General features: G+C 65.1%; 10 protein-coding genes. 7 read left to right on the top strand and 3 right to left on the bottom strand.

Translation table 11 applies throughout. The features are described from left to right. Positions 1–4: 4 nt before the first annotated feature. Both ABEL04_RS10465 and ABEL04_RS10470 read right to left on the bottom strand, forming a co-directional pair. On the bottom strand, positions 5–697 hold the full coding sequence (locus ABEL04_RS10465; RefSeq protein ID WP_375802338.1) for a DUF1614 domain-containing protein: 693 nt from the start codon (positions 695–697) through the stop codon (positions 5–7). A 60-nt stretch (positions 698–757) separates the two neighbouring features. After that, complete coding sequence (locus tag ABEL04_RS10470; RefSeq protein ID WP_375802339.1) at positions 758–1522, bottom strand: DUF6503 family protein; 765 nt, start codon at positions 1520–1522, stop codon at positions 758–760. Positions 1523–1844: 322 nt separating this feature from the next. Here ABEL04_RS10470 and ABEL04_RS10475 point away from each other — a divergent pair, with 322 nt between their 5' ends. Both ABEL04_RS10475 and ABEL04_RS10480 read left to right on the top strand, forming a co-directional pair. Continuing rightward, positions 1845–2216: an SPOR domain-containing protein gene (locus ABEL04_RS10475; RefSeq protein WP_375802340.1), complete on the top strand. Its 372-nt coding sequence runs from the start codon at positions 1845–1847 to the stop codon at positions 2214–2216. 59 nt (positions 2217–2275) lie between these two features. After that, the gene (locus ABEL04_RS10480) at positions 2276–3124 is read left to right on the top strand and encodes a carbon-nitrogen hydrolase family protein (protein ID WP_375802341.1); all 849 of its coding nucleotides are present in this window, start codon (positions 2276–2278) and stop codon (positions 3122–3124) included. Positions 3125–3175: 51 nt separating this feature from the next. Here ABEL04_RS10480 and ABEL04_RS10485 read toward each other — a convergent pair whose 3' ends face one another. Next, positions 3176–3646, bottom strand: coding sequence for a hypothetical protein (locus ABEL04_RS10485; protein ID WP_375802342.1), 471 nt, complete (start codon positions 3644–3646; stop codon positions 3176–3178). A 157-nt stretch (positions 3647–3803) separates the two neighbouring features. Here ABEL04_RS10485 and ABEL04_RS10490 point away from each other — a divergent pair, with 157 nt between their 5' ends. The 5 genes from ABEL04_RS10490 to ABEL04_RS10510 all read left to right on the top strand — a co-directional run bounded on the left by ABEL04_RS10490 (position 3804) and on the right by ABEL04_RS10510 (position 11001). Next, positions 3804–4031, top strand: a complete 228-nt coding sequence (locus ABEL04_RS10490) for a DUF2905 domain-containing protein (protein WP_375802343.1) — start codon at positions 3804–3806, stop codon at positions 4029–4031. A gap of 171 nt (positions 4032–4202) precedes the next feature. Then, positions 4203–6038 carry a choice-of-anchor B family protein gene (locus ABEL04_RS10495; RefSeq protein WP_375802344.1) on the top strand — a complete coding sequence of 612 codons (1836 nt, stop codon included), beginning with the start codon at positions 4203–4205 and terminating at the stop codon, positions 6036–6038. Positions 6039–6088: 50 nt separating this feature from the next. Beyond that, a complete protein-coding gene (locus ABEL04_RS10500) occupies positions 6089–7168 on the top strand; it encodes a YncE family protein (RefSeq protein ID WP_375802345.1) in 1080 nt (359 codons plus the stop codon). A gap of 77 nt (positions 7169–7245) precedes the next feature. After that, positions 7246–9405, top strand: a complete 2160-nt coding sequence (locus ABEL04_RS10505; RefSeq protein ID WP_375802346.1) for a T9SS type A sorting domain-containing protein — start codon at positions 7246–7248, stop codon at positions 9403–9405. Between the two features lie 312 nt (positions 9406–9717). Next, positions 9718–11001 (top strand): glucose-1-phosphate adenylyltransferase, encoded by a 1284-nt coding sequence (locus tag ABEL04_RS10510; protein ID WP_375802347.1) that lies wholly within the window; start codon positions 9718–9720, stop codon positions 10999–11001. The last annotated feature ends 155 nt before the right edge of the window (positions 11002–11156 follow it).

Genomic DNA, 11156 nt, shown 5'->3' on the forward strand with positions numbered 1-11156 from the left:
TCGACTACAGGGCGCCCGGCACGAGGAGCGTAGCCACGAGGCCTGAGAGCACAATCCCGTCGAACGTTCCGGCACCGCCGATGCTGGCCATTCCGGTCCCGAGGTCGGCAATGTCGTCGAGGTGCAGGAGGTCGGCCCCGATTACCGGCCCGAGCACGCCGGCCGAGAAGGCGATCGGTGGGGCCCACGTAGGCGCCAGGACCAGTCCGCACAGGGCCGCTGCGGCCGCCGGTACGAGCGGCTGCATAGCGATGCCCTTTTGAGGAACGGGCTCGGCGAAGTAGTAGCACAGGGCCACGTTGACCGCCAGTGCTGCCCCTGCCGCGGGGACGGCGGACGGAGCCTGGACGGCGAGGCGCCCGATCTGATACCCGGCCAGAATCGTTGGGACGATGCATCCCCCCAGGTTCACGGCCACGACCGTGAAGGACTGTTGCTGAACCGGCCGTCCCAGTAGACGACCCAGGCCGAAGAGTCGGGTCGGCACGTACTCGACGGTTCGGGTCTGCTCAACGCGCGTCACAGGAACATTGACGGCACTGCCCAGGAAGATTCCGAGAGCCGCCAGAAGGGAGGTCGTCGGGCCGAGGCCGAGCTTCGACAGGGCCGTCAGAAAGACGTTGGCGAGGAAAAAAGGAAGGAGCAGCAGTAGGCCCAGAAGCAGCAAGGATAGGCAGCCAGGAGGCGCGGTGCGCATGGAATGAGTGCCACGTAGAGGATTGCGTGGAGGTTACGGGGGGCGGGGCGGAGGATTCGGTCAGAGGGGCCGGACCTGTACGCTGTCGATCTGAACCCGAGACACGAGCCGTACCCCATCCCGAGCCCACAGGTCGGGGTATCGGGCCAGTTGGTCGGCAGAGAGGGTGTCGGCCGTGTAGTTGTAGTAGTCAGCCCAGCGGATGCCGTTGACCCGGCGAACATTGTATGCTTCCCGGAATCGGGTGCCCGGCTCCTCATCAGGCCCTTGCCCGTAGGCGTAGGCGAAGTAGTCCATCGCGTAGGTGTCGGTACGGAACCAGTACATGAACACGTCCTGCCAGTCTTGCCCTCCGCCTTCCTGGCGGAAGGTTACCTTCAGGCGATGGTACGGAACGCCGTCAATTGTGTCACGCCCGCTGTAGGTGGGTTGCACGGCCGGGTCCCCGAGCGGCTCGGGGAGAAGGGAAAAGTAGGAGACAGAATTGACGGTCGTCCGGACCGATTCCCGCTCCGATGCAGAGAGCTCGACGGCCTTGCCGTTCACGCGCCGGTAGGTGCTGTCGTTCGTGATTCCCTCCGTCACCGTCCGGTTCAGCGAGTCCGTGTAGGTCCGCCGATAGTGAAACCGCCCATTGTCGTGGCGGAGGCGGTAGCGATCGCCCCGAAAGTTGAACGTCACGACGGCCTGCTCAAGCGCAGACCCCCCGTGGGCCGCGAGGGCGCTGTCGATGACAGCGGCGGCCGAGGGAGGCGTTTCTGGCGCTTCGCAGGCGCCAGGAACGAGAAGGAGAAAGACGGCGAGAAGCGAAAAAAGCACACGCATGAGCGTAGTGGGCCCGGCACAGACGGTAGTGTATGTGGTACACGACCCTTAATAATCATTCCGAGACGACCGAGTTGCAATGTCGTGCGGGCGCATTGCCGCTTCGGAGCGGTGGGCGAGCCTCCACGCGGGGGAAGTCCGGTCGCTGTCAAGCACCTCAGGAAGGAATTGGGAGACCCCAGGTTGGCATTCTGAACAGCAGTCCAGGGGGCGCGTAGGCCAGGCAGATCTTCTTCCGAGAGATGTCCGGGTCCCAAAGCGCTCCTGCCTCTCCACCGTGAACGTCGAAGCCGTGGCACGCTTGTGTCAGATTGTAGCGAGCATGCTCCTGTGCGCGGGACTTTTGCTTGCGTGCTCGGGGCCTCACTCCGGCAGCACAAAGACCGAGTCGGAGACGACGGTTCAGCGCGTGTATCGCGTGCAGCTGCGGATGACGGAGGAAAAGACGGAGGCCGTCCAGGCCCGCAGTCGTGCCACGCAGTGGTGGAAGAATCGGCCCGCGTCCGAGCGGCCCCCGATCGCGCACACCGGTCCGGCGGAGGCGTCCGCGGTCACCATCGACTGGAAGCCGCCGTTCTACCGGGTCCGGCTGGGGCCGTTCGCAACACGCCAGCAGGCCGAGGCGGTGCTTCAGGCGGCCCGCTCGGTGTTTCCGGATGCGTTTGTCGCGCCGAAGCGGATCACCAACCGCTGAGCGCATACTCGTCTCGGAGACCTCCTGCATCTGTGTGTTCCAGACTCCACGCGTCCACCATGCACGTAGCGCTCGTACAGTCGCCCGCTCGTACAGAGGCTTCCGACGATGCTGAGCAGCGGGGCCGTAGGGCGTTGGAGGAGGCCGCCGGAACCGGCGCGGACCTCGTTGTGTTTCCGGAGCTGTCGTTTACTCCCTTCTATCCCCGCCTTCCGGCGTCGGAGCGGGCAGCGTCGGTCCTCGATCTTGCTGAGCCTGTACCGGGACCCACGACGGAGGCGATGGCCGAAAAGGCGGCGGAGCTCGGCCTTGTCGTCGTCTTTAACCTGATGGAGCGCGATGGGGACCAAACGTTCGACACCTCGCCCGTCATCGACGCCGATGGCACCCTGCTCGGGCGAACCCGCATGATGCACATTACGGCGTACGAGCACTTTCACGAGCAGGGATACTACGCGCCCGGAGACACGGGCGCACCGGTCTACGACACGGCCGTGGGCCGTCTCGGGGTTGCCATCTGCTACGACCGGCACTATCCCGAGTACCTGCGTGCGCTGGCCCTTCAGGAGGCCGAGATTGTAGCGGTGCCGCAGGCCGGAACCGTCGGCGAATGGCCCGACGGGATGTACGAGGCGGAACTCCGGGTCGCGGCTCTCCAGCACGGGTTCTTCACGGCCCTTGCAAACCGGGCGGGCCAGGAAGGAGACATGCGTTTCGTGGGACGTTCCTTCGTGACGGATCCGCTCGGCCGCGTCGTGGCCCAGGCAGAAGCAGAGGAGCCCACCGTGCTATGCACGTCGGTTGACCTCGCCCGGTGCTCGGAGGCGCCGGCCCGACAGTTGTTTCTCCAACACCGTCGACCTAACCAGTACAAGCGGGGCGCCGTCGCCCCAGATCATGCCGAGTAGATCGGGCCGTCTCTCCCGGCCAGCGCGTTGTGGAGGCGTTTCGACGACGCGCTACAGGTATGCCGCGAGGTACCGGTTCCAGAACATCAGAACGAGCATGACGAGCCAGAGCAGGTGCCCCACACCCGTGCCGATGGCCACGCGCTTTCGGGCGGACTCCGCGGCATCGACATCCAGCGACGCTCCCCCGGCCACGGCGTTCTGAAGTGCGTTCCAGCCAGGCCGGATGACGAAGAGCTGGTCCACGACGAGCAAGATGATTAGGGTGACTGACGTGTGATAGACGGGTCCGTAGGTGGCGAAATGACCGCCCGCAATGAAGGCACCGAGCGAAAAAACGAGCGTGAGCACGACGAACAGGTTCATCTGCCACACAGAGTCCGCCCCGTCCGACGCCAACGCGGCCCCGGCGTCGCCGCCGAGGTCGGTCACTTTGCGGGCCTGCCCGGCGAGGCGCAGGCCGAGCCCGAACCACGCGGCGGCGGTGATGGTGTGGAGAACGACAAAGATGGACTTGAGCATGAAGCAGGGAGGGATCGGTGGAAGTCGCGTGTCGACCTTCTCTCACGGGCGGCGCAGGGTAGAGTTTTGCCGTTTTCCTCCCCGGGCCCCCGATGAACGTGGGCGGAGAGTTTCAGTTGACACCGGCGAGCCAGTACCAGACAGATCAGCGCGAATCATGGATGCCAGTACGCTCGGACGGGGATTGGTCTATCTGGGTCTCGGAATCGTCGTCCTAGGGGGGCTCATTCTGCTGCTCGGGCGAGTGATCGATTTGGGCAATCTCCCGGGCGACCTCGTCTACAAAGGCGATAATGTGCGCGTCTACGTGCCCATCGCCACGATGATTGTGCTAAGCGTGGTGCTCACGCTCCTCCTCAACCTCGTACTTCGGCTGTTTCGGTAGCATTGACGTCGCACGCGATGGCGGCCGCCCTGAGGGGCATCCACAGCGTTTCCGGATCTTCTGGGGCGCCTGTGGATTGCAGAAAGGTCGGAAGGTTTTTAAACAAAAGAAACAAAGCCCCCTTCCGACCTACGAGGCGCGCGATCTTCTTGGTTTCCGATTTCCAGTTAGGTGGTGTATTCACTTCACTCTTCTGTCCTGCGCGTTGCTCTACTCTGTGCCGTCGGGGGTGGGCTGATGTTCGGGGGAGGGGTACAGTCGGCCCTGGGACAGCAGTCCTCGATTACGGGGAACAAGATCGAGTGCGAGGACGGGACTGCGGACCGGTATCCGTGCAAGAACGTCGACCTTCTGTCGTTTTTGTCGATCGGGGACCTGGGGGGGACGTTCGAGACGCAGATCAACGACGTGTGGGGGTGGACCGACCCGAAGACCGGCGTCGAGTACGCGCTGGTGGGCCGGACCGACGGCATCGCGTTTGTCGACCTGAGCACCCCTACCGATCCGGTCTACGTCGGGGAGCTGCCCACCCGTTCGGAGGCCAGCACCTGGCGCGACGTGAAGGTCTACGACAACCACGCCTTTGTCGTAAGCGAGGCCTCGGGCCACGGGATGCAGGTGTTTGACCTGACCCAGCTCCGCGAGGCCACGGCCAAGGGCCGCCGGCCGGTGGTTTTCGAGGAGACCGCCCACTACGGCCGGGTGGAGAGCGCCCACAACGTGGCCGTCAACCGCGAGACGGGGTACGCCTACATTGTCGGGGGGAACGGGGCGGGGCGGACCTGCGGGGGCGGGCTTCACGTGGTCGACGTGCAGGACCCGGCGGCGCCGGCCTTCGCCGGGTGCTTTGCCGACCCGTCGACCGGGCGGGCGGGCACCGGCTACACCCACGACGCCCAGTGCACGGTCTACGAGGGGCCGGACCGGGAGCATCGGGGCAGGGAGGTGTGTTTCAACGCCAACGAGACGGCCCTCAACATCGCCGACGTGACCGACAAGGACAGCATGGAGACGATCGCCACCGCGAGCTATCCGCTGGTCGGGTACGTCCACCAGGCGTGGTTGACGGAGGATCAGCGCTACCTCTACGTCGACGACGAGCTGGACGAGTCCCAGGGGCTGGTGAGCCAGACCCGCACGCTTGTGTTCGACGTGCGGGACCTGGACACCCCAGAGCTTGCGGCGAGCTACACCGGGCCGACCGGCGTGATCGACCACAACCAGTACATTGAGGGGGCCTACGCCTACCAGGCCAACTACCAGGGCGGGCTTCGGGTCCTGAACGTGGCCGAACCGGAGCGGCCGGAGGAGGTGGGCTACTTCGACACGTACCCGGGGGGGGACGCCGCGTCGTTTGAGGGGGCGTGGAGCACCTACCCGTTTTTCGAGCGCAACATGGTCCTGATCAGCAGCATCGGCGAAGGCCTCTTCGTCGTGCAGCCCAGTATTTCCCCCATTCTGTCGTTCACCGGCACACGACGCGAGCAGGGGGCCCTCCTCCGGTGGTCCGTCTCGGCCCAGGCCCAGACGGATCGCATTGAGGTGGAGCACAAACCTCCTGCGGCGCGCACCTGGAGGGTGGCCGAAACGAAAGACGGTCGCAGCAGCGCCAGCATCCGGGAGTACGAGTTTTTGTTCGAGGACCTTCGTCCTGGCACCCACCAGTTTCGGGTTCGGCACTACTCAACGGACGGGACGGTGCAAACGAGCGGTGCCACGTCGGTACGAGTGTTGCCGACCGAGCCATTTGTCGCCCGCGGTCCCTCACCAAATCCCGTCCAGACCCAGTCCCTCTTCCGACTGACGCTACGGGAGGCCCAGAGGCTCCGTGTTGCCCTCTACGATGCGACCGGCCGTCGCGTCCGACTTCTTCACGAGGGGGCCGTCGAGGCGGGTGTCGTTCAGCGGTTCCGGATTCGGGCTCGTCAACGGGCCAGCGGCACATACTTCCTGCGGGTGCGGGGGGAGTCGGTTCAGCTCTTGCGGAAGGTGGTCGTTGTGCGGTAGATCGCGCGCCTCCCTCTCTCGATCTCTTCTCTTCGACAGCACTTCCTACGATGAGCATCTCCAGCGCGTGGGTTCGCGGCGTCGTTCTCGTCGTCCTTCTGGCCTTTGGAGGGTGCGACGGGAGGGGGCCCGGCACGCCGCGCAACCCAGCGAATGCCCTGTACGTGTGCAACCAGCCCGACGCGACGATCTCGATCATCAACCCGTCGACGCGCACGGTCGCTACGACAGTCGACCTTACCGAGTACGGCTTCTCCGCCAACGCCAAGCCCCACCACGTGGTCGTGGAGCCGGACGGGTCGGCGTGGTACGTGTCGCTGATCGGGGACAACACGGTGGCCAAGTTCAACGCCAAGAACGAGCTGGTCGGCAGGATCGAGTTTGAGTCGCCCGGCATGCTGTCGCTACACCCGACCGAGGATCTCCTCTACGCCGGGCATACGCTGAGCCTGCCCAATGTACCCAACACCGTGGCGGTCATTGACCGGGCGAGTATGACCCCGGTGGAAGTCCCTCTTGCCGTGCCCATCGACCGGCCCCACGGCATCAAGGTGAGCCCGACCGGCAACTACGCGTACACCACCAGCCTGACTGCGAACGAGATTGTGGCCATCGATACGGAGACCCAACAAGTCCAGTCGCCCGTGAGCCTTCCCGGTCCGCCCCAGTTCTACGTGCAGCTCGACATTACGGCCGACGGGCAAACGGCGTACATCACCGGCGACCAGGGCAATCAGGTGCAGGTGCTCGACCTACAGAACCCGATCCAGCCCACGCTCGAGGCCCGTGTGACGGTGGACGGCCGCCCCTGGCACCCGCAGCTGTCGGACGACGGGTCCACGCTCTACTTTGGCAGCAAGGCGACGGACACCGTCACGGCACTTAATGCCTCGAGTCTCGCCCCCGAGACCCTGGAGGGCAAAGGACTTGCGAACCCGCACGGGAGTGCCCTTTCTCCCGACGGGCAGTTTCTCTACATCTCGAACGCGAATCCCAACGGGAGCTACGAGTCCTCGTCCGGGGAAACGGTGGGTACAGTGGTCGTCATCAACACGCGGACGTTCGAGATCGAGGATGTCATCGAGGTGGGGAACGAACCGGCAGGCATCAACACGCGGTGGCAGCCGTGAGGGCAAGTGTGGGGGCAGCGGTGACCGTTCTCACTCGTAAGAAGAGAAGACTTCGTCGCACACTTCTTTTTCCGTCGATGGATCTTCAACGTGTTTGTACTGGCGTCGCGCTCGGGGTCCTCGTTGGGTTTCTGTTCAAAGCGGGGGCCGTGCAGGCGCAGGACTTTGAACAGCGCGTGTCTCCGTTTCCGGTCCGGGACACGACAGGATCCGCGTACGACATTCCGTTCCTGGGTGGCCTGAACACCCCGCGTCCGCAGCTCGCAGACATCGACGACGACGGCGACCTCGACCTGTTCCTCCAGGAGCGGCGCAACCGTCTCATCTACTTCGAGAACACAGGCACGCCGACGGCTCCAACCTTCAAGTGGCGCACAGATCACTTTCAGGACCTGGACGTGGGGGCCTGGTTCCGGTTTGGTGACCTCAACGATGATGGGACCCTCGACCTCCTGGCCGAAGAGCCCACCAGCAACGTTCGATTCTACAAGAACGAGGGGACCCCGACGACGCCCGACTTCGTCCGGGCTGCGGGGCCGCTCCGCCGCGCGGACAGCACCGCGATTTCCGCCGACCGCCAAAACGTGCCCGCCCTAGTGGCTCTCGACTGCAGCGGCCCGCCCGACCTGCTGCTCGGGACCCTGCAGGGACGGCTCCGCTACCTCGCGCACGCCGGAACTCGGGACGACGGCGTCCCTGTCTTTCGGAAGGTGACGGACGAGTACCAGAACGTGTGCGTGGGGCCGGAGAGCGTGTGTGGGAGCGCCACGCCGCGATCCCTGCGGGGCGCCGGCTCGACGGAGAAACACGGCGCCAACGCGCTGGCCACCGGCGATCTCGGGGGCGACGGGGACCCAGATCTGCTGTGGGGCGATTTCTTCAGTCAGAGCTTCTACCTGATCGAGAACACGGGCTCGTGCGCGGCCGACTCCCTCGAGCGCGTTGCCGACACGTACCCCCTGTCCGACCCCGTGCAGACCAGCGGGTACAACGTGCCGCACCTCGCGGACCTCGACGGCGACGGGGATCTGGACCTGCTCGTGGGGGTTCTCGGCGGCAGTGGGGCCGGCAGTAGCGCGGTGGAAAACCTGCTGTATCTCGAGAACGACGGGACGGCCGCCCAGCCCTCGTATACGCTCCGCACGCGGCGATTTTTGTCTACCCTCGACGTTGGGGAAGTGAGCGCTCCGGCCCTCGTGGACCTTGACGGCGACGGCGATCGCGACCTCGTGGTGGGCAACAATCAGGAGCCCGGGGCCACCTCGGCGCGTCTCCACCTCTTCGAAAACGTCGGGACGTCGACCAATCCCGCCTTCGAGCGACGCTCGGCCCCGCTCCTGCCGGACGCAGAGCGGGGATTCAACTTCGTCCCGGCGTTTGCCGACGTCGATGCCGACGGCGATCCGGACCTCTTTCTCGGTACCTTCTCGGGCACGGTGCGCTTCTACCGCAACACCGGGACGACGGAATCGCCGCAGTTCGAGCGAGAGCCCAGCGGAGACGTTGAATTGCCGCAGGGCAACTTCGCCACGCCGGCGCTCGTCGACATCGACGCGGACGGGGATCTGGATCTGTTCCTCGGGTCCTCTGATGCCGAGGGCACCGTGTCGTTCTACCGCAATGAGGGCACGCCGGAGACTCCCGATTTCACGCTGGTGGACGAGACGTACAATGACATCCGGGCTGGGGAGGGCCGGACCCATCCGGCCTTTGCGGATCGAAATGACGACGGCGCGCCGGAGCTGTACCTCGGGACGAAGAGTGGACTTAGGATGTACGAAAACACGGGCACGCCCCAGTCCGCCGCGTTCGGGAGCACGCCCGACTCGCTGGCCCTCCCGTTCCGCCCCCTTGTCGCTCCCGTGTTCGCGGACGTAACCGGGGACCGCCGGACCGACCTGATGACGGGCGGTGAAGGGGGCGGCGTCAAGTTTTTTGCGCCCCAAGAGGCGTCCGGCGGGTCCGCGATCACCCCAGAGGACGGCGTCCGGGCCGCCCCGAACCCGTTTGTGAACCAGACCCGCCTCACGTTTGCCCTCGACGAGGCCGCCCGCGTCTCCCTGCAGGTGTACGACCTGCTCGGGCGCCGCGTCTCCGCCCTCGTGGACGAGCCGCTCGACCCTGGATCACACACGGCCCGATTTCGAGGGACGGGTCGGGCGAGCGGGATGTACATCTACGTGCTGAGTGTGGACGGGCAGATCCGCGACCGCGGACGAGTCATCCACGTCCGGTAGGCCAGGCAGGACCTGCGCCCGTCTCTCTCAAGACGAGCCGGGAGGCCTCAGGCCTGCGCCGAGCAGACGGGCGCCACGGCCACGAGCATCGGCGTCGTGGAGTCGGTTGTGACGGCCACTCACTCCTGCGCCATGCTGGTGAAGTCCCTGCCCGGGGATCGTCCGAACTCGTTCAAATTTCCGTTGCATCACACGCTGCGGCTTTCTTTCTTGGTCCGTCCCCAGTCGGCAACGTTCTGACACGCGAGCACTCCTGCCCCTGACACGCAGGGGCCACAGTGGCCTTGCCCATCCATTCCCGTGCCCCACACCATGTCCATGCCGCTCGATACGTCCATCCTCACCGTCATCCTTGGCGGTGGGAAAGGGACCCGCCTCTATCCGCTCACCAAGCTCCGGGCCAAGCCGGCCGTACCCCTTGCGGGACGCTACCGCCTGATTGATGTCCCTGTCTCGACGAGCATCAACTCGGGCATCACGCGCATCTTCGTCCTCACCCAGTTCAACTCGGCCAGCCTGAATCGCCACCTCGCCCGCGCCTACCAGTTCGACCGGTTCAGCAACGGCTTCGTCTCGATCCTGGCCGCCGAGCAGACGCCCTCCTCCAAGGACTGGTTCCAGGGCACGGCCGACGCGGTGCGGCGCAGCCTGCCGCACATCGAGGGCCATCGGCACCAGCACGTGCTCATCTTGTCGGGCGACCAGCTCTACTCGATGGACTACCGCAACATGCTGGCCCACCACCACGAGACGGAGGCGGACGTGACCCTGGGCACCATCCCCGTGACGGCCGACGCCGCGACGGCCTTCGGCATCCTCAAGACTGACGACGAGGACATCATCACAGAATTCCACGAGAAGCCCGCCGCCGACGAGCTCGACGGCCTGGAGAGCCCGGTCGCACCCGAGCTCGAAGCGGAGGGGCGCACCTATCTCGCGTCGATGGGCATGTACATCTTCGACCGGGAGCCGCTGCGCGAGCTGCTCGGCGCCAACCCGGACGACCACGACTTTGGCAACCAGATCATCCCGAAGGCCATCGACCAGATGCGGGTGGCAAGCTACCCGTTCGCCGATTACTGGAGCGACATCGGCACCATCCGCTCGTTCTACGAGGCCAACCTGATGCTGGCGGAGCCGGAGCCGGCGTTCAGCCTGTACGATCCGAACCGGCCCCTCTACACGCGAGCCCGGATGCTGCCGCCGGCGAAGGTCCAAAACTCCACCGTGCGCAACTCGCTGATCGCGGAGGGAAGCCTCGTCGAGGAGAGTCAGGTGTCGCAGTCTGTGGTCGGCATCCGCTCGTACATAGGCCCCAACACGACCCTCAAGAACACCGTGATGATGGGGGCCGATCACTTCCGCTGGCACGAGATGGAGGAGCGAGGCTTCGTTGAGGGGCCAGCCAACCCTGGCATCGGGGAAGAGTCGTACGTCGAGGGGGCCATCATCGACAAGAACGTGTCCATCGGAAGGCGCTGCATCATCAAAAACCAGGGCAATGTGCAGGAGGCTGAGGAAGACCTGTATCACATCCGCGACGGCATCGTCGTGATTCCGAAGAACACTCGCATCCCCGACGACACCATTATTTGACTGCGGGGAAAGGGGCATGGATAAGGGGGAAGAGGTACAACACCCACCGCCTCACACCTTTGCCAATTCTCTCCTATTCACTCCCCCTTTTCCTCTTCCCCAATAGTGTGAAGTTGTTTTCGTAGAGGTGTCAGCCGCTCCATTTCCCAGTGGAT

This window comes from Salinibacter sp., from assembly GCF_042218895.1.
Lineage (GTDB): Bacteria > Bacteroidota > Rhodothermia > Rhodothermales > Salinibacteraceae > Salinibacter.